Origin of the sequence: Variovorax sp. OAS795, assembly GCF_040546685.1 — a bacterium.
Lineage (GTDB): Bacteria > Pseudomonadota > Gammaproteobacteria > Burkholderiales > Burkholderiaceae_C > Variovorax.
The window spans coordinates 2,181,778-2,199,199 of sequence record NZ_JBEPOH010000001.1; the positions used below are offsets into that span (position 1 = coordinate 2,181,778).

Consider the following 17,422-nt stretch of genomic DNA (forward strand, 5'->3'; position numbering starts at 1 on the left):
AAGCGGCCTGAACGGCTCACATCGCGCAGCTGCCGGGACCGCACGATGCGGCGCCGGCAGTGGCCGCTTCCGGCGCGGGCAGGGGCGGAACGAGCTTGGGCAGTTGCGCCTTCCATTCCTCGGTGCGGCCGAGCCAGGGGCCGATCTCGATGCGGCTCGCGGTGCCGTCGGCCTGCGCCAGCACGAAGGTCGGAAAGCCCTGGCCGCCCGCACGCTGCAGCCACTGGCGGCTTTCGGCCATGTGCTTGGAGGTTGCTTCGCCCGACAGTCGCGCGAAGGCGGAGGCAAAGGCCTCCGGATCGAAGCCGAGCTCCTGGGCCGTCGCAGCGAGCACCTGCGCGTCGGCGATGCGCCGGCCTTCGACGTAGTGCGCGCGCTGCAGCCGATGGATCATGTCCAGCCCGCCACCGGCGCGCAGCGCCTCGGCCGCGAGGATGGCGGTGGTCGGCGGTTCCGAGTCCATCACCGCGCCGATGTCGCGCAGCAGGCCTTCGAAGTAGGCTTCGCCGAAGGGCTGTCCCGTGAGCTCGGCGATGCGGCGGTCGTGCGGCATCACGTACTCGCGCCACTGCGGCGTGATGGCGCGCCGGTTGGCACCGGTCATCATGCCGCCGCCGTGGAACGCGACAGCAAGGCCCGGCACGTTGCGCGCCGCGTCGACCAGCGGTGCGGCCGCATAGCACCAGCCGCACATCGGATCGAAGATGTAGTGCAGCGTGGCGCCGGACGCGGGAGGGGTGTTGTCGTTCATGGCATTCGTTTCCTTTGCCCGGATGTTAGGTTCCGGCAACAGGAACAAAAACCCCGCTTTTGCCAACGGACAGTTTCTGATTCCGTTCGAGTCAGGATGTGGCCGGCCGATCCGTGGCGCACCGTTCCAGGTGCGCGACCAGCAATTGCGCCGAGAGCGACAGGGCCGCCTCGTCGCGAAAGCAGATCGCGAAGCGGCGGCGCGCCCAGACGTCGGTGAGCGGCATCAGCCGCAGGCGGTAGGTGTCGGCAAAGGGCTGCGCCACTTCCGCAGGCACCACGCTGATCGCGAGCCCGGCGCGCACCACCCGCAGGGCGGCGTCGAAGTTGGTCACCAGGACGCGGTACACCAGCGGCTTGCCGGCCACCGCCGCCTCGCGCGCGAGCATCAGCTGCACGGCGCTCAGCGCGGGCATGCCGACGAACTCGTGGTCCAGCACGTCCTCGAACCGCACCTTGCCGCGGCGCGCCGCGGGATGCGAGGGGTGGGCCACGATCGCCAGGTGGTCGCTGCGGTAGCTGCGCCGCTGCAGGCCGTCGAGGTCGGCGGCGTCCCAGCACAGGCCGATCGACGCGCTGCCTTCGCGGATGCCGCGCACGATCTCCGGGCTCACGCGCTCTTCCATGTCGACGCGGATGCCGCGGTGCGCCGGGTTCTGCAGAAAGTTGGCGACGTCCTCGGCCAGCGATTCGGCCAGCACCGAGGCCGAGGCGAGGATGCGCACATGCCCCCGGGCGCCGCCGGCATAGGCCGCCATGTCCCGCTCGATGCGCTGGGCGCTGCCGAGCATGGCGCGCGCATGTTCCAGCAGCGTTTCGCCGGCGGCGGTCGGCACCACGCCGCGCCGCTTGCGCAGCAGGAGGGGCGTGCCGACCGCGTCTTCGAGCTGCGCCAGGCGCTTGCTGATGGCCGAGCCGACGATGCTGGCCTGCTCGCCCGCGCGCGCGATGCTGCGCGTTTCGCACACGGAGACAAAGAGGCGGAGGGTGGTCAGGTCGAGGTCGCGCATGGTGTTCCGGTCGATCGGGTGTGGTATTCCATTTTGGAACGAATTGGCTTCCAAGATCTATTTTCTGAATCAAGACGGAACTTCTAATATCAGGCCCAGCCTTCAAAGGAGACACCTTGACCGACACCTCGATGGCGCCCTTGGCGCACGCCTTCCTGCCGCCTTGCGCGGTGGTCCGCGAAGTGGGCCTGCGCGATGGCCTGCAGAGCATCGCGAGAACCTTGCCCACGGCACAGAAGCTCGAATGGATCCGCGACGCGCATGCCGCCGGGCAGCGCGAGATCGAAGTCGGTTCCTTCGTGCCGGCGCGCCTGCTGCCGCAACTGGCCGACACGGCCGAGCTGCTGGCCTATGCAAAGACGCTGCCGGGGCTTTTTGCCTCGGTGCTGGTGCCCAACCTGCGGGGCGCGGAACTCGCCATTGCGGGCGAGGCCGATCTCATGATGGTGCCGCTGTCGGCCAGCCATGCCCACAGCCTTGCCAACCTGCGCAAGACGCCCGACGAGGTGGTGGCCGAGGTCGCCCGCATCCGCGCCGCGCGTGATGCTTCCGGTTCGAAGACTCTGATCGAAGGCGGCGTGGGCACTGCGTTCGGCTGCACCCTCCAGGGCCATGTGGAGACCGGCGAGGTGCTGAGGCTGATGCAGGCGCTGCTCGACGCCGGCGCCGACCGCGTGAGCCTGGCCGACACCGTGGGCTACGCGGATCCCGCCATGGTCCGCAGCCTGTTCGAGCGCGCAAGGCGCATCGCGGGCGACCGGCTGTGGTGCGGCCATTTCCACGACACGCGCGGCCTGGGGCTTGCCAACGTGTATGCGGCGCTCGAAGTCGACATTGCGCGATTCGATGCCTGCCTGGCCGGCATCGGCGGTTGCCCGCATGCGCCCGGCGCCAGCGGCAATGTCGACACCGAAGACCTCGTCTTCATGCTCGAGAGCATGGGCGTCGGCACCGGTGTCGACCTGCCGAAGCTGCTCGACCTGCGCCGGCGCGTGGCCGGGTGGCTCGAGGGCGAGACACTGCAGGGCACCGTGTGGCGCGCGGGCTTCCCGAAGACCTTCGCCACGACAGCGGGTGCAGCGGCGGGAGCCATGGCATGAACGCGACCCCCGAAGAAAAACGCCTGCCGCTCACCGGCATCCGCGTGGTCGAGTTCACCCACATGGTCATGGGTCCGACCTGCGGCATGGTGCTGGCCGACCTGGGCGCGGAGGTGATCAAGGTCGAGCCCATCGATGGCGACCGCACGCGGCAGCTGCTGGGCGCGGGCGCCGGTTTCTTCCCGATGTTCAACCGCAACAAGAAAAGCATCGCGCTCGACCTTCGGCATCCGCAGGGGCTGGAGGCGGCGCTGCGCCTGTGTGCCACGGCGGACGTGGTGGCGCAGAATTTCAGGCCTGGCACCATGGACAAATACGGGCTCGGCCATGCTGCGCTCAGCAAGCTGAACCCGCGGCTGGTGTACGTGAACCACACCGGCTTCCTGCCCGGCCCCTACGAGCACCGCACCGCGCTCGACGAGGTGGTGCAGATGATGGGCGGCCTGGCCTACATGACCGGCCGGCCCGGCGATCCACTGCGCGCGGGCACCAGCGTGAACGACATCATGGGCGGCATGTTCGGTGCCATCGGCGCCATGGCCGCGCTGATGCAGCGCGCGCAGACAGGCAAGGGCCAGGAAGTGCAGTCCTCGCTGTTCGAGAACAACGTGTTCCTGGTCGGCCAGCACATGCTGCAGTACGCCATCACGGGGCAGGCCGCGGCGCCGATGCCCGAGCGCATCTCGGCCTGGGCGCTGTACGACGTGTTCACCGTGAAGGACGGCGAGCAGATCTTCCTGGCCGCCGTGAGCGACGCGCAATGGACGGTGTTCTGCGATGCCATGGGCTTCGACGACCTGAAGGCAGACCCCGCCTTGCGCACCAACAACGACAGGGTCCGCGTGCGGCCCGCGCTGTTGGCGGACCTGCGCAAGCGCCTGGCCGACCGGCCGGCGGCCGAGCTGTCGGCGATCTTCGAGGCGCGCGGGCTGCCTTTCGCGCCCATCGTGCGGCCCGAGGATCTCTACGAGGATCCGCACCTGAAAGCCACCGGTGGCCTGGCCGACATCCGCCTGCCCGACGGCGAACGCGCGGGACAGACGGCGCAGACCGCGCTGTTTCCGATCACCTTGGGCGGCGAGCGCCTGGGCGTGCGCCTGGACCCGCCGACGCTCGGCGAGCACACACGCGAACTGCTGGCCGAACTCGGCTACGCGGAGTCGCAGATGGCGGCCATGCGGGCCGAGTCGGCCGTCGCCTGATTTCCTCGGAACCATAAAGAGAGACAAAGCCATGCAGAAGATTCTTCCCTCCCTGACCCGCCGCGCCGTCCTGGGCCTTGGCACCTGCGCTGCCGCCGTCGCCGCATGGCCCGCGCTGGCACAGGGCTCAGACAAGCCGGTCCGCTTCATCCTCCCCATCAGCGCCGGCTCGGGCGTGGACGCCATCGTGCGCGCGGCCTCGGTGGCGCTCGGCAAGGCGTTCGGCCAGCCGGTGGTGGTCGAGAACCTGCCCGGTGCGGGCGGCATCACCGGCACCTCGGCGCTCGTCAAGGCCGCGCCCGACGGGCTCACGCTCGGCATGGTGTCGAACAACCACGTGATCAATCCGGCCGTGTACAAGAAGATGCCCTTCGACCCCATTGCCGACGTGACGCCGATCAGCGTGGTGGGCGCGACGCCGCTGGTGCTGGTGGTCAACCCCAAGCTGCCCGCCAGGAACGTGAAGGAACTGGTCGCGCTGCTGCGCGCCAAGCCCGAGAGCTACAACTACGCGTCGTCCGGCAACGGCACCATCATCCACCTGGCCGGCGAGATGTTCATGGACGAAGCCGGTGTGAAGGCGCGGCACATTCCCTACAAGGGCACGGGCCCGATGGTCACGGACATGATCGCGGGCCAGGTCGAGATGGGCGTGGTGGCATTGCCCGCGGTGCAGGCGCACCTCAAGAGCGGCGCGCTGCGCGCGATCGGGCTGTGCGGACCGGTGCGCTCGCCGGCCGCACCCGACATGCCGACCCTCGCGGAGCAGGGCCTGCCCAACTACGCGGTCGAGGGCTGGTTCGCGGTGATCGGCCCGCCGAAGATGCAGGCCGCCGACATCCGGCGCGTGCACGACGCCGTGGCGGCGGCCTTCGCGAGCGCCGAGGTGCGCGAAGCCATGGACAAGCAGGGCAACGTCATCAAGCCCACCTCGCCCGAGCAGGCCGCGAGCTACTTCCGTGCGGAAGCGGCGCGCTATGCGGCGCTGGTGAAGAAGGCCAACGTGGTGATCGAGTAGGGGGTGCCAAGGCTGCACGCCGCGTTCATGCCGCGCTCGTGAACTTGAGCCCGAGGATGCCCGCGATGATCAGGCCCACGCAGACCAGCCGGGCCGCATTGGCCGGCTCGTGGAACAGCACGATGCCCAGGATCACCGTGCCCACGGCACCGATGCCGGTCCACACTGCGTAGGCCGTGCCCACGGGCAGCGAGCGCATGGCCCAGCCCAGCAGCACCACGCTGAGCACCATCGAGGCGGCCGTGCCGATCGACGGCCACAGCCTGGTGAACCCTTCGGTGTACTTGAGGCCGATGGCCCAGCCCATTTCGAGCAGGCCCGCCACCAGCAGAACGATCCACGCCATGCGCGCTCCTTGAAGTCCGGTTCTACGGCCGCACGGCACTGTAGAGGGCACGCACGAAGTCCGACTGCGTGATCATGCCCGTGAGGCGTTTTTCATGGTCGATGATGGGGATATGGTGGTGGCCGCCCTCGGAGAACAGCGGCACCAGGTCGACCACCGGACGGTCGGCGCTGGCCACGCGCACCTGCCGGGTCATGATCTGGCCCACCACCTCGGGCTTGTTCGACACCACGGTGCGCGTGGCGCGGATCAGGTCGCGCAGGCGCCCGGCAATGCCCTCGTGGTGTTCGAGGTCGAGCAGGCGGAAGAAGTCGGCCTGCGTCACGATGCCGACCACGCGCCGGGTGCGGTCGATCACCGGCAGCGCCTTGATCCGGCGCTGGTTCATCAGCATCCAGGCCTCCTGCAGCGGCGTGCCGAATTCCACTGACACGGGTTCGCGCGACATGATGTCGCTGCAGTGCAGCGTGCCGAGCCGCCGCTTGTACGACTCGAGTTCGGTCTGCTGGATCAGCGACTCGAGGTCGTCGCGGCTGATGTCCAGCACCTGGTTGTAGCGCGCCAGCACCGCGTCGATGTCGGCCTGGCTGAAGCGGGCATCGGCTGGAGGCGGGCGCACCACGTGCGGATAGCGCCTGCCCGTGAAGGAGTTGTAGGCCACGCCCGCGAGCACCAGCAAAAGGGAATTCGTGAACGTGGGAAACAGGGCCGCCGAGAAGTGATCGGTGTGGGTCAGCACCGCGAGCAATGCCGCGGCGCCGCCCGGGGGATGCAGACTGCGCGTGGCGAACATCAGCCCGATGGCCCCGCCGACGGCAATGGCCGCCGCCCAGGCCGGGTCGGGGATCCACCGGATGCAGGCGATGCCCACCAGGGTGGACAGCGTATTGCCGACAACCACCGACCAGGGTTGCGCCAGGGGACTGGCGGGCACGGCGAACACCAGCACCGCGCTCGCGCCCATCGGCGCGATCAGCCAGATGCTGACATCCACCGCCTGGGCCATCCAGCGGCACAGCAAGGCGGTGATGAGCAAGCCGATGGCGGCCCCGGCCACGGCACGCATGCGCTCGCGCGCATCGACGGTGTTGCGGCCCGGCAGCCAGGCGCGCGCATGCGTCAACAAGGCGGAAAGCTGCGGCATGGCGTCAGGCCTCCGCGGCGACCCGGCGGCCGATCTCGGGCCACTGCCCGTGCAGCCACACCCAGGCGACAAGGCCGATGCCCAGCATCAGCGTGGAGGTCAGCGCCAGCGCCAGCGTGGAGTGCATGACCAGCGGCGCCACCACGCCGGCCACGACGCCGTTGGCGGTGGAGCCGATGACGGCCTGCAGCGACGAGGCCATGCCGCGCCGCTCGGGGTGCAGGTCGAGCACCAGCAGCGTCACGACGGGCACCATCAGCGCCCAGCCGAAAGCGAACACCGCGAGGGGCCACAGCGCCCACACGGCATGCGCGGTGAAGAGCCAGTTGGCCACCACGTTCACCAGCGAGGTCACCAGCATGATCAGGAAGCCGTCGCGGATCTGCCGCTTGGGGGCCACCTTGCCCGCCATGCGGCCGCTGGCCCATGCGCCCGACATGATGCCGCCGATGGTCAGCAGGAAGAACCAGAAGAACTGCGTGGGTGCGAGCGCCAGGTGGTCGCCGAGGAAGGCGGGCGCGGCCAGCACGTAGAGGAACATGCCGTTGAACGGAACGCCGCTCGCGAAGGCGAGCAGCAGAAAGCGCGGGTCCGAGCAAAGATCCCAGTAGCCACGCATCAGGTGCCGCACCTGGAATGGCTGGCGCTGGCTCTGGTGCAGCGTTTCGGGCAGCAGCTTGTAGTTGGCCACGAACAGGATCACGCCGACCGCGACCAGGAACCAGAAGATGGCGTGCCACCCGGCATGCACGAAGAGAAAGCCGCCGACGATGGGCGCGATGGCCGGCGCCACGCCGAAGTAGATGGTCACCTGGCTCATCACGCGCTGCGCGTCGGCGGGCGGGAACATGTCGCGGATCACGGCGCGCGACACCACGATGCCGGCACCGGTCGAGAGGCCCTGCAGCCCGCGGAACAGCACCAGCTGCGCAATGTTCTGCGACAGCGCGCAGCCCAGCGAGGCGAGGGTGAACACCGCGAGTCCCCAGAGCACCACCGGCCGGCGGCCGAAGCTGTCCGACAGCGCGCCGTGGAACAGGTTCATGAAGGCAAAGCCGAACAGGTAGGCCGAAAGTGTCTGCTGCATCTCGGCCGGCGTGGCGCCGATGGAGCGCGCAATGCCCGAGAAGGCCGGGATGTAGGTGTCGATGGAAAAGGGACCGAGCATGCCCAGGACGGCGAGCAGCACGGCGAGCGCCCAGCGCGGAGCCTGCCAGAGCTTGGCGGCATCGGGATTCATGAGGATTGCTCCATTTTTCTTATCGGTAGGGGCCAAAAAGAAAGCGCCCTTGCGGGCGCCTCCTCGTCAGAGAGAAATACCGGAGACCGGATCAGAGCGTATCAATAAAGCTGCGCAGTTTGTCGGAGCGGCTCGGGTGCTTGAGCTTGCGCAGTGCCTTTGCCTCGATCTGGCGGATGCGCTCGCGGGTCACGTCGAACTGCTTGCCGACTTCTTCCAGCGTGTGGTCCGTGCTCATCTCGATGCCGAAGCGCATGCGCAGCACCTTGGCTTCGCGCGGGGTCAGGCTGTCGAGGATGTCCTTCACCACGTCGCGCAGGCCCGCCTGCATCGCTGCCTCGATGGGCGCCGTGTTGCTGCTGTCCTCGATGAAGTCGCCCAGGTGCGAATCGTCGTCGTCGCCGATGGGGGTTTCCATCGAGATCGGCTCCTTCGCAATCTTCATGATCTTGCGGATCTTGTCTTCCGGGATCTCCATCTTGGCGGCCAGGATGCCGGCGTCGGGCTCGAAGCCGAACTCCTGCAGATGCTGGCGCGAGATGCGGTTCATCTTGTTGATGGTCTCGATCATGTGCACCGGAATGCGGATGGTTCGAGCTTGATCCGCGATGGACCGCGTAATCGCCTGGCGGATCCACCACGTGGCGTAGGTCGAGAACTTGTAGCCGCGGCGGTATTCGAACTTGTCGACCGCCTTCATGAGGCCGATGTTGCCTTCCTGGATCAGGTCCAGGAATTGCAGGCCGCGGTTGGTGTACTTCTTGGCGATGGAGATCACGAGGCGCAGGTTGGCCTCGATCATTTCCTTCTTGGCATCGCGCGAGGACGATTCGCCCTCGTTCATGCGCTTGTTGATTTCCTTCAGCTGCGTGAGCGGCACCACCACGCGCGACTGGATGTCGGTGAGCTTCTGCTGGAGCTCCTGCACCGGCGGAATGTTGCGCGCGAGCACGGCGCTCCAGGGCTTGCCGGCGGCGGCCTGCTTCTCGACCCACTTGAGGTTCAGCAGGTTCGACGGGATGCGGTTGCCGTTCTTGTCGTAGCCCGAGAAGTCGCGGATGAACTCGTCCTGCGGGAAGCCGCACTTGTCCACGATGATGCGGCGCAGCTCGCGCTCCTTCTTGCGCACGTCGTCCACCTGCGTGCGAACCAGGTCGCACAGCTTCTCGATGGTCTTGGCCGTGAAGCGGATGGTCATGAGCTCTTCCGACAGGGCCTGCTGGGCCTTCTGGTAGGCCGGCGTGCCGTAGCCTTCCTTGTCGTAGATCTTGTGGACCTTCTCGAACATCGACGCGATGCGGTCGAAGCGCTCGAGCGCGTCGCGCTTGAGTTCCTCGAGCTTCTTGGTGAGCGCCTTGGAGCCGCCCTTGCCGTCGTCGTCGTCTTCCTCGTCGAACTCGTCGAAGTCTTCCTCGGCCACGTAGTCGTCGGCCTCGTTGGGGTTCGAGAAGCCGTCCACCACGGTGGAGATGACGACCTTGCCTTCACGGATGTCGGCGGCCAGGCGCAGGATTTCGGCGATGGTGGCGGGGGAGGCCGAGATGGCTTCCATCATGGCCATCAGGCCGCCTTCGATGCGCTTGGCGATTTCGATTTCGCCTTCGCGCGTCAGGAGCTCGACCGTGCCCATTTCACGCATGTACATGCGCACCGGGTCGGTGGTGCGGCCGAACTCGCTGTCCACGGTGGAGAGCGCGGCTTCGGCTTCTTCCTCGGCCTCTTCGACCGTGGTGGCGGTGGGCGCGGTATTGTTCAGCAGCAGGGTTTCGGCGTCGGGCGTCTGCTCGTACACCGCCACGCCCATGTCGTTGAGCATGGTGACCACGACTTCCATGGTCTCGGCGTCGACCAGCTTGTCGGGCAGGTGGTCGGAGATTTCGCCGTGCGTGAGGTAGCCGCGGGTCTTGCCGAGCGTGATCAGGGTCTTCAGGCGCGAGCGGCGCTTGGCCAGGTCTTCCTCGGAGAGCACGGTCTCGTCCAGGCCGAACTCCTTCATCAAGGCGCGTTCCTTCGCCTTGCTGATCTTCATGCGCAGCGGCTTGACCTTTTCCTCGGTGGTCGAGGCGACCGCCGGTTCGTCGCCGGCCAGGTCTTCCTCGATGTCCGACAGGTCGATGTCGCTCTCGGGCGCGTCGTTGCCGGCCTTGGGCTTGCGGCCGCGCTTGGCACCGGTGGCGGGCGCGGCGGCGCCGGCCGCCTTGGGCGGACGGCCTACTTTCTTGGCGGCAGGGGCGGTGGCGACCGTCTTGGCGGCAGCTTTTTTCGGATCGTCGATGGGGGTCGATTTCGTGGACACGGTTTTCACTTTCGTTGCGGCTGCCGATTTGGACGCGGCGGCACCCGTCTTAGTTGCTGGCATAGCGCCAGCTTTCAACGGTTTTTCTGCGACAGGCTTTGCGGCGGCGCCTTTGGCGAGTGAAGGAGCAGGCTTCTTTGAACTGGGCATACGACCTCGTTACAGCAAGATGGACCAAGCGAAATCACAGGCGCACCGCACGCGGGCAGCGCCACCACGGCCCGCGCACAGGCACGGGCCATACTCAAAGCCCGCGCGCAGGCACGGACAAGACAATTGGGAAAGAGGAAGAAAATTCCTCGTCAGGCAAGATGTCGGGCGAACATTTGGTGTGCAGTCCTTGCGGTTATTGACCCTTTCCGACGGATTCTTTCCGTTGGAGTGCGTTGCGCTAGGGGTCGGCCCGGAGGTGCTGCTGTCGCTCTTACCTAATTTCGCCAGTTGCGAAGCCTTACATTATAGCCTATTGCGCAAATTTCAAGCAGTTTTATGACCCTGACGGCTTGAGGCGGGCGCGCAGCTCCAGCCTTCGCGCCTCGAGCGCCTTGTAGCGTTCCAGTGCCTTGGGGTCCGAGCCCACGGCGGCAATGGCCTCGCTCTGCTGGGCCTTGAGGAGGTCGTCGAGCATGAAATCCAGCACGCTCGACAGCTCCCTGGCGGCATCGGCCAGGTGCTGGTCTTCTTCGCCCTCGGCCGGCGGCGCGCTCTCCGCAACGCTCATGAGCCGCTCCGCCAGCGCCTCGAAATCGAGCCCGCGCATGCCTTCGCGCAGTGCCGCCCAGGGCTGTACGCCGTGCTCGTGCAACTGGCTGTCGAGCCAGGTGAAGAGCGCGCCGTGCGGGCCGGGCAGGTCGCAGAGCATGACGTGCAGTTCGTGCGACAGGGCATCCCACTGCGCCATGTTCGACAGCAGCAGCCGCACCGCCACGTCGGGACGGCTCGGCGGCTTGCCTCGTCCGCGCAGCGGCTCGATGGGCGCCTCGAACTTGCCGCCCCAGCGTTTGCCCTTGATGAACTTGCCGCGCGGCTTGCTATCGTTTTCGTAGCGCGGGGGCTCATACTCCGACGGCGGCGGCATGTCGGCGTAGTCGAAGGGGTCGCCAGGCTCGCCGCCATGCCGCGCGGCCGGCGCCGGGGCCGCCTTCCGGGGCCCGGGCGTAGCGGCCCAGAGTTCCGACAAGGCGGCCGCGTCCAGCTGCACCAGCGTCGCGATCTCGCTCAGCAGCTGCCGCTTGAGCGCCCCGTCGGGCATGGCGCTCCAGAGCGGCCGGACATTGCTGCTCATGTGGGCGCGGCCTTCGGCGGTGGTCAGGTCGCAGCCGTCGCGCGCGGCCTCGATCATGAAGCGCGAGAGCGGCGTGGCCTCGGCCACGAAGCGGGCGAAGGCATCGGCGCCGAATTCGCGGATGAAGCTGTCGGGATCGTGCTCGGCCGGCAGGAACAGGAACTTGATGCTGCGCACGTCGGTGGCATAGGGCAGGGCGCCGTCGAGCGCCTTGCGCGCGGCCCGGCGCCCGGCCGCATCGCCGTCGAAGCTGAACACCACCGACTCGGTGAAGCGGAAGAGCTTCTGCACATGCTCCGTGGTGCAGGCTGTGCCCAGGGTGGCCACCGCGTTCGGGAACCCGAGCTGCGCGAGCGCGACCACGTCCATGTAGCCCTCGGTCACCAGCGCATAGCCGCGCTCGCGGAAGGCGGCGCGCGCCTCGTACAGGCCGTAGAGCTCCCGGCCCTTGCTGAACACGGGCGTTTCGGGCGAGTTGAGGTACTTCGGCTTTTCGTCCCCCAGCACCCGGCCGCCGAAGCCGATGCATTCGCCCTTGACGTTGCGGATCGGGAACATCACGCGGTCGCGGAAGCGGTCGTAGCGCTTGGCGTCCTCGGCGCCGTCTTCGGTGTTGACGATCACCAGCCCGCTTTCGGCGAGCAGCGGGTCGTCGTAGTCGGGAAACACGCTGGCCAGGGTGCGCCAGCCCGCGGGCGCATAGCCGATGCCGAACTGCTTGGCTACTTCGCCCGAGACGCCGCGGCCCTTGAGGTATTCGATGGCGCCCGGCGCCTGCCGCAGCGCCTTGCGGTAGGCCTCGCCGGCCTTTTCGAGCACGTCGGTCAGCGTGGCCTGCTTCTGGCGCTGGTTGGCGGCGCGGGCCCGCTCGGCCGGGGAGGCGTCGTCCTCGGGCACCTGCAGGCCGTACTGGCCGGCCAGGTCATGCACCGCCTCGACGAAGCCCATGCCCGCGTGCTCCATGAGAAAGCCGATGGCATTGCCATGCACGCCGCAGCCGAAGCAGTGATAGAACTGCTTGGTGGGGCTGACCGAGAAGGAGGGCGATTTCTCGCCATGGAACGGACACAGCCCCATGAAATTGGCGCCGGCCTTCTTGAGCTGCACATAGCGCCCGACGATTTCGACCACATCGGCGCGCGCGATGAGTTCCTGGATGAAAGAGGCGGGGATGGTCATGTAGGCGAAGAGCGGCAAATCATACGCAAGCGGCCGGACGCCTGCGCGCCGACGCCATACTCGGCAGGATCCGGAGTCCACGGATGACGACGCCCAAACCATTGCACCACGCCCCGCCGCTGCTCCTGCGCCATCCCCTGAATTTTGTCTGGGATGCGCTCAAGGCCTTCCGTGCCAACCAGGGCCTGCTGCTCGCGGGCGCGGTGGCCTATTACGCCCTGCTGTCCATCGTGCCGCTCCTGATCGTGAGCGTGATCGCGATGTCGCACGTGATCGAGCAGGCCGAGCTGCTGCGCACCATCGGCCGCTACCTCGAATGGCTGCTGCCGGGGCAGTCCAAGGCGATCGTGACGGAACTGTCGAACTTTCTCGACCATCGCGATGTGATGGGGCCGGTGCTCGTGGTGACGATGATCTTCTTCAGCTCGCTGGCCTTCAGCGTGCTCGAAAGCGCCATGGCGGTGATCTTTCACCACCGCAAGGCCGACCACAAGCGCCATTTCCTGGTCTCCGCCGTCATGCCGTACCTCTACATCCTGTGCCTGTGCGCAGGGCTGCTGCTGGTCACCCTGGTGTCCGGCGCCCTGCAATTGGTCGGGCAGGAAAGCGTCGACCTGTTCGGGCGCGACTGGTCGCTGTCGGGTGTCTCGGGGCTGCTGCTCTACCTGCTCGGGCTGGGCGGCGAGATCTTCATGCTGACCTCGCTCTACCTCGTGATGCCGGCGGGCCGAATGTCGCTGCGCCATGCGCTGCTCGGCGGCGTGACGGCCGCGCTGCTGTGGGAGGGCACGCGGCATGTGCTGATCTGGTATTTCACGACGCTCTCGCAGGTCAACGTGGTGTACGGCTCGCTCACCACCGCCATCGTGGTGCTGCTGAGCCTGGAGATTGCCGCCACGCTCGTGCTGCTGGGCGCCCAGGTCATCGCCCAGTACGAGCGCCTGGACCGCACCGGCAGCACGGCGGTGCCGCCGATCACCGGGGCGGAAGTCGAATCGCTCCGTCGAGACGAATCACCTCCCCGTTGAGCATGTCGTTCTCGATGACGGTAAAAAGTCCGGAATCCCGGGCGGGGATCTCATCGGGACAAAAACTGATCCCGAAGTGGACTGAACTCCATCTCCCGATCAAGGTGCTTTGCGCCCAAAGGTCGCGAACTCAATGATCAGAATGATAAGCAAGGCGCCAAGCCAATAGGGCAGGCTGCTAAAAGCGAAGCTGGCGATCTGGAAGGGCAGTGCCTGCGTATAAACCTCATCCGTGGGCGGCTGCTCGCGTTGCTGTAACACCGACCAGATCAAATGCGCTACCACGCCTACCAGCCAGACGATGGCCGTCCATCTGTAAATGTTTTGCGGCTTGTTTTTCATGGCACGTTTGGCGGATTGAAGGGCCTTAGCGCGTCGACGACCCCGGGAGGAATCGGGCCGCCTTTGGGAATGTAGTAGTCAGTGGCTCCGGGTGCGCGCATTGCATCGCGCGCTACACCCCCAGGGAAAGGAGACATGTTCGTGTTCACGCCACTGGCTCGCAATGCAGTGTCCGTTCTGACTGCGCAGTTATCGAGTAACCCCACGCAGTTCCTACAACTGTTGCGCGACAAGTTGTCGAGGGCCGCCCTATCTTGCTCAGGCGTGCGAGGGATGATCGTCACCTGTTGATCGCGGAACTGACTTTGTGAATCAAGGTAGCTCAATGGAGAACTGCCTAGTGGAGTGTTATTGCCGTAGCTATAGATGCCCGCCCCAGTGACACCCAGCGCGGTGTGGCCAAAAGGGTTGGTGGCCTCGCGACGGCCGCCTGTGACCACGACTAGATCAAGACCCGTCGGGTCGACGTAGTTCGCCGGATTGCCATCGACATAGACGGCATGAGCGCCGCTCAGCAGACCGATAAATATCGACCCAGCGATGGTCAGTTTTCTTGCCCAATTGCTCATGGTTCTATCCCCCTGAATTGATCTTGGCTTTATTGGGTTATGCCGCCAGCCCTGGCACGTTGGATTCTCTCGCGGTACGCGGCCTTCGTGGCGGGAGTTGGTGCTTGGAAGCCCAGCGCTTTGGCCTTGTTCCCCCAGTACTGCCACCCGTTGTCCAACTGCTCGAACCGCGGCCGCAGGCTCATGGGTATGTCGGATGTTTGCGGGTACTTGTCGATGAATAGTCGTTGCCCTTAAACCTCTGTAGCCGAGGTAGGCATGGATCATTGCATCGATATCTTTTGGGTAGTATTCAAGCGCGAGCAGGGCCAGCCTGATGCGCGCTTCGTCAGCTTCATTGCTCTTGTGGGCCTCGTAGTCACCCAGCAGCGAGTCGATGATGACGGTTGCGGTTTCCTTCCTGGTGAGTGGCTGCATGTAGATGCCGCTTGCGATGGCCCGCGGCGTGAGCGTTGGAAACTGTTTCTCTTGCCACGGATCCTCGGCCCAGCTGCCGCCGTTGGTTGCTTCCACGCCAAACCAAAGGCCGTTGTCGCCGCGAAACTTCACATAGAGATGCTGGGGCGCCGTGGTGATCGTGACTGGAATTCCGAGCTTCTGTCCGAGAATGACGAACAGCAAGGGCATGGAGACACAGTTGCCCTTCCGAGTATTCAGGTAGACGGAAAGCAGCCTCGCGCTCGGATTGAGATCGTCTGCGAGGTTGTACAGGAACGGTTGCCGACCACTGATCGAAGACGGTCGGTAAAGGTAGTCGCGCAAGGTCTTGAACTTGTCCAAGTTGCTTGCGCCGAGCGGAAAGAGAGCCTTGATCTCCAAGGCCATCACATCGAGTTGCCTGAGCAAAGCGGCCTTGTCGGTTGCCGGGTCGATCATCTGGTCTATGGTCAGCTTGATGACGCCCAAGTCCATTTGAGACTCAGGCTGCTCAAGGATCGCCCGGATAATCTTGTACTGTGAGTCATAGGCATGTGTAATGCGCTGCGCGTGAGCTTGTGGTGGCAACAGCGCCAGCAATGCCCACGACAGAAACCACAATCTCCCAGCGAACGAAGGTAAAGAGATGCTTCGCACGGGCGGACTTTATCGCGCCCGCATCCGACGTGATCCCAGTTTTCGTTCCGGCGTGCCGACTAAATCACGTCTCGATCAAGTGACGACTTGATAGTTACGCAGGCACGCGGCGAACACATCATCACGGCGGCCTCGGGCCCTGCTGCCAGGCGATGCGGCAGCAGTGCCCCAACCCGCTAGCTGCCATAAATCAGTACGCTAAAAAAGGGAGCGAAGCTCCCTGTTTATGCGCGTTTTACCGGGGAGGAAGTCGAATCGCTCCGTCGAGACGAATCACCTCCCCGTTGAGCATGTCGTTCTCGATGATGTGTTTCGCGAGCCTGGCGTAGTCCTCGGGCGTGCCCAGGCGGGAGGGAAAGGGCACGCTGGCGGCCAGTGCGTCCTGCACTTCCTGCGGCATGCCGAAGAGCATGGGCGTGCCGAAGATGCCGGGGGCGATGGTCATGTTGCGGATGCCGTTGCGCGCCAGGTCGCGTGCAATGGGCAGCGTCATGCCGACCACGCCGCCCTTGGAGGCGCTGTACGCCGCCTGGCCGATCTGGCCGTCGTAGGCTGCAACCGAGGCGGTCGAGATCAGCACGCCGCGTTCGCCCGTGGCTTCGGGCTCGTTCTTGCTCATGGCCTCGGCCGCGAGGCGGATCATGTTGAAGCTGCCGATCAGGTTGACCGTGACAGTCTTGCTGAACACCGCCAGCGCGTGGGCGCCGTTCTTGCCCACCGTTTTCTCGGCCGGCGCAATGCCCGCGCAGTTGACCAGGCCCACCAGCTTGCCGAGCTTCAGCGCGGCTGCAACCGCGGCCTGGCCGTCGGCCTCCTGGCTCACGTCGCACTTGACGAAGACGCCGCCGATGTCTTTCGCGACGGCCTCGCCTTTTTCAGCCTGCATGTCGGCAACGACCACCTTGCCGCCGTTTGCCGCCAGCATGCGCGCCGTGCCTTCGCCGAGGCCCGAAGCGCCACCGGTCACGATAAAAACCTTGCCGTCGATCTGCATGGAGAGTCTCCTGAAATGAGACTTGCATTATCGAAGACGCGCGCCGGCCAAAAAAAAGGCCTCATCCGAAGATGAGGCCTGAATTGGATCCGTGAGGACCCAAGGAGACAACTGGTAAAGCCGGCAGCTTAGCGCTTGCGCGTGCTGGTGGCGGTCTTGGCAGCGGCGACGGCTTGCGACGACACGGCGTTGAAGTTGGCTTCGGCGACGTCGGAAGCCTGCTTGACAGCCTTCTGGACCGATTCGAAAGCGTTGTTGGCGGCAGCCACGGCGCTCTTCAGCACGGCAACGGCGGTTTCCGAACCGGCAGGTGCGTTCTTGGAAGCGCTGTCGACGAGGCCGACGAAGGTTTGCTGGGCTTCAGCGGCCTTGACTTCGAAAGCCTTGGTGAATTCGGCGCCGGTGCCTTGGGCGATGTCATACAGGTGACGGCTGTAGGCGGCGGTCTTTTCGGCCAGGGGCTGGAACAGGCTGGCTTGCAGCGTCAGCAGTTCTTGCGCGTCCTTGACGTTCAGGGCGGCTTGGGCGGTGCCGGCGGCTTCGGCCAGGGCAGCCTTGGAAGCGGTCACGTTCAGCTCGACGAGCTTCTCCACGCCTTCGAATGCCTTGGTGGTCAGGCCGAACAGGGTTTCGAGGTTTGCTTTTTGGGCGGCGAGGATTTGGTCAGCGGTCAGGGCCATGTGGAAACTCCAGAAAAGGGATGGTGGTCGGGTCACGGTGCGCTGCCCCTCGTCACTTATGTTGCGGTGCAGCATGGCCTCAAGTATAGGCAGCACAGATTTCTGATCAAGGGGGTTTTGCTGCTTTGCAGCAATTTAGAACACACTTTCTAAATTCGGCCGGCG

The 17,422-nt window shown here is 65.8% G+C and carries 14 protein-coding genes and 1 pseudogene; 4 read left to right on the forward strand and 11 right to left on the reverse strand.

What is annotated here, in order from left to right:
* Nucleotides 1-16: 16 nt before the first annotated feature.
* Nucleotides 17-751, reverse strand: coding sequence for a DsbA family protein (locus ABID97_RS10495; protein WP_354398437.1), 735 nt, complete (start codon nt 749-751; stop codon nt 17-19).
* Nucleotides 752-842: 91 nt separating this feature from the next.
* On the reverse strand, nt 843-1,760 hold the full coding sequence (locus ABID97_RS10500) for a LysR family transcriptional regulator (protein ID WP_354398438.1): 918 nt from the start codon (nt 1,758-1,760) through the stop codon (nt 843-845).
* Nucleotides 1,761-1,900: 140 nt separating this feature from the next.
* Between ABID97_RS10500 and ABID97_RS10505 the strand changes: the two genes are divergently transcribed.
* From ABID97_RS10505 to ABID97_RS10515, 3 genes are read left to right on the forward strand one after another with little or no spacing between them, the layout of a single operon-like run.
* Nucleotides 1,901-2,860 carry a hydroxymethylglutaryl-CoA lyase gene (locus ABID97_RS10505; RefSeq protein ID WP_354401729.1) on the forward strand — a complete coding sequence of 320 codons (960 nt, stop codon included), beginning with the start codon at nt 1,901-1,903 and terminating at the stop codon, nt 2,858-2,860.
* Entirely contained in the window at nt 2,857-4,062 is a 1,206-nt protein-coding gene (locus ABID97_RS10510; RefSeq protein WP_354398439.1) for a CaiB/BaiF CoA transferase family protein, read from the forward strand. The genes ABID97_RS10505 and ABID97_RS10510 overlap by 4 nt, the downstream gene beginning before the upstream one ends.
* A gap of 31 nt (nt 4,063-4,093) precedes the next feature.
* Nucleotides 4,094-5,080 (forward strand): tripartite tricarboxylate transporter substrate binding protein, encoded by a 987-nt coding sequence (locus ABID97_RS10515; protein WP_354398440.1) that lies wholly within the window; start codon nt 4,094-4,096, stop codon nt 5,078-5,080.
* Between the two features lie 25 nt (nt 5,081-5,105).
* On the opposite strand, the gene sugE is transcribed toward ABID97_RS10515, so the two are convergent.
* From sugE to dnaG, 5 genes are all read right to left on the reverse strand, one after another.
* Nucleotides 5,106-5,426, reverse strand: coding sequence for a quaternary ammonium compound efflux SMR transporter SugE (gene sugE, locus ABID97_RS10520; RefSeq protein WP_354398441.1), 321 nt, complete (start codon nt 5,424-5,426; stop codon nt 5,106-5,108).
* A 22-nt stretch (nt 5,427-5,448) separates the two neighbouring features.
* Complete coding sequence (locus ABID97_RS10525; RefSeq protein ID WP_354398442.1) at nt 5,449-6,570, reverse strand: HPP family protein; 1,122 nt, start codon at nt 6,568-6,570, stop codon at nt 5,449-5,451.
* 4 nt (nt 6,571-6,574) lie between these two features.
* Complete coding sequence (locus ABID97_RS10530) at nt 6,575-7,810, reverse strand: multidrug effflux MFS transporter (RefSeq protein ID WP_354398443.1); 1,236 nt, start codon at nt 7,808-7,810, stop codon at nt 6,575-6,577.
* Between the two features lie 91 nt (nt 7,811-7,901).
* Complete coding sequence (gene rpoD, locus ABID97_RS10535) at nt 7,902-10,256, reverse strand: RNA polymerase sigma factor RpoD (RefSeq protein ID WP_354398444.1); 2,355 nt, start codon at nt 10,254-10,256, stop codon at nt 7,902-7,904.
* Nucleotides 10,257-10,593: 337 nt separating this feature from the next.
* On the reverse strand, nt 10,594-12,570 hold the full coding sequence (gene dnaG / locus ABID97_RS10540; protein WP_354398445.1) for a DNA primase: 1,977 nt from the start codon (nt 12,568-12,570) through the stop codon (nt 10,594-10,596).
* A gap of 83 nt (nt 12,571-12,653) precedes the next feature.
* Between dnaG and ABID97_RS10545 the strand changes: the two are divergent.
* Nucleotides 12,654-13,499 (forward strand): annotated as a pseudogene (locus ABID97_RS10545) (YihY/virulence factor BrkB family protein); the annotation flags it as partial.
* 198 nt (nt 13,500-13,697) lie between these two features.
* Here ABID97_RS10545 and ABID97_RS10550 read toward each other — a convergent pair.
* The 4 genes from ABID97_RS10550 to ABID97_RS10565 all read right to left on the reverse strand — a co-directional run bounded on the left by ABID97_RS10550 (nt 13,698) and on the right by ABID97_RS10565 (nt 17,257).
* A complete protein-coding gene (locus ABID97_RS10550; RefSeq protein ID WP_354398447.1) occupies nt 13,698-13,940 on the reverse strand; it encodes a hypothetical protein in 243 nt (80 codons plus the stop codon).
* Nucleotides 13,937-15,583: a transglutaminase family protein gene (locus ABID97_RS10555; RefSeq protein ID WP_354398448.1), complete on the reverse strand. Its 1,647-nt coding sequence runs from the start codon at nt 15,581-15,583 to the stop codon at nt 13,937-13,939. Before ABID97_RS10555 ends, ABID97_RS10550 begins: the two co-directional genes overlap by 4 nt.
* A 235-nt stretch (nt 15,584-15,818) precedes the next feature.
* The gene (locus tag ABID97_RS10560) at nt 15,819-16,577 is read right to left on the reverse strand and encodes a 3-hydroxyacyl-CoA dehydrogenase (protein WP_354398449.1); all 759 of its coding nucleotides are present in this window, start codon (nt 16,575-16,577) and stop codon (nt 15,819-15,821) included.
* A 128-nt stretch (nt 16,578-16,705) separates the two neighbouring features.
* The gene (locus ABID97_RS10565) at nt 16,706-17,257 is read right to left on the reverse strand and encodes a phasin family protein (protein WP_354401730.1); all 552 of its coding nucleotides are present in this window, start codon (nt 17,255-17,257) and stop codon (nt 16,706-16,708) included.
* Nucleotides 17,258-17,422: the final 165 nt, after the last annotated feature.

Bases quoted from the DNA above. Each gene is read 5' to 3' on its own strand.
- ABID97_RS10495 (WP_354398437.1), bottom strand. From the start codon at position 751: ATGAACGACAACACCCCTCCCGCGTCCGGCGCCACGCTGCACTACATC.
- ABID97_RS10500 (WP_354398438.1), bottom strand. From the start codon at position 1,760: ATGCGCGACCTCGACCTGACCACCCTCCGCCTCTTTGTCTCCGTGTGC.
- ABID97_RS10510 (WP_354398439.1), top strand. From the start codon at position 2,857: ATGAACGCGACCCCCGAAGAAAAACGCCTGCCGCTCACCGGCATCCGC.
- ABID97_RS10515 (WP_354398440.1), top strand. From the start codon at position 4,094: ATGCAGAAGATTCTTCCCTCCCTGACCCGCCGCGCCGTCCTGGGCCTT.
- sugE (WP_354398441.1), bottom strand. From the start codon at position 5,426: ATGGCGTGGATCGTTCTGCTGGTGGCGGGCCTGCTCGAAATGGGCTGG.
- ABID97_RS10525 (WP_354398442.1), bottom strand. From the start codon at position 6,570: ATGCCGCAGCTTTCCGCCTTGTTGACGCATGCGCGCGCCTGGCTGCCG.
- ABID97_RS10530 (WP_354398443.1), bottom strand. From the start codon at position 7,810: ATGAATCCCGATGCCGCCAAGCTCTGGCAGGCTCCGCGCTGGGCGCTC.
- rpoD (WP_354398444.1), bottom strand. From the start codon at position 10,256: ATGCCCAGTTCAAAGAAGCCTGCTCCTTCACTCGCCAAAGGCGCCGCC.
- dnaG (WP_354398445.1), bottom strand. From the start codon at position 12,570: ATGACCATCCCCGCCTCTTTCATCCAGGAACTCATCGCGCGCGCCGAT.
- ABID97_RS10550 (WP_354398447.1), bottom strand. From the start codon at position 13,940: ATGAAAAACAAGCCGCAAAACATTTACAGATGGACGGCCATCGTCTGG.
- ABID97_RS10560 (WP_354398449.1), bottom strand. From the start codon at position 16,577: ATGCAGATCGACGGCAAGGTTTTTATCGTGACCGGTGGCGCTTCGGGC.
- ABID97_RS10565 (WP_354401730.1), bottom strand. From the start codon at position 17,257: ATGGCCCTGACCGCTGACCAAATCCTCGCCGCCCAAAAAGCAAACCTC.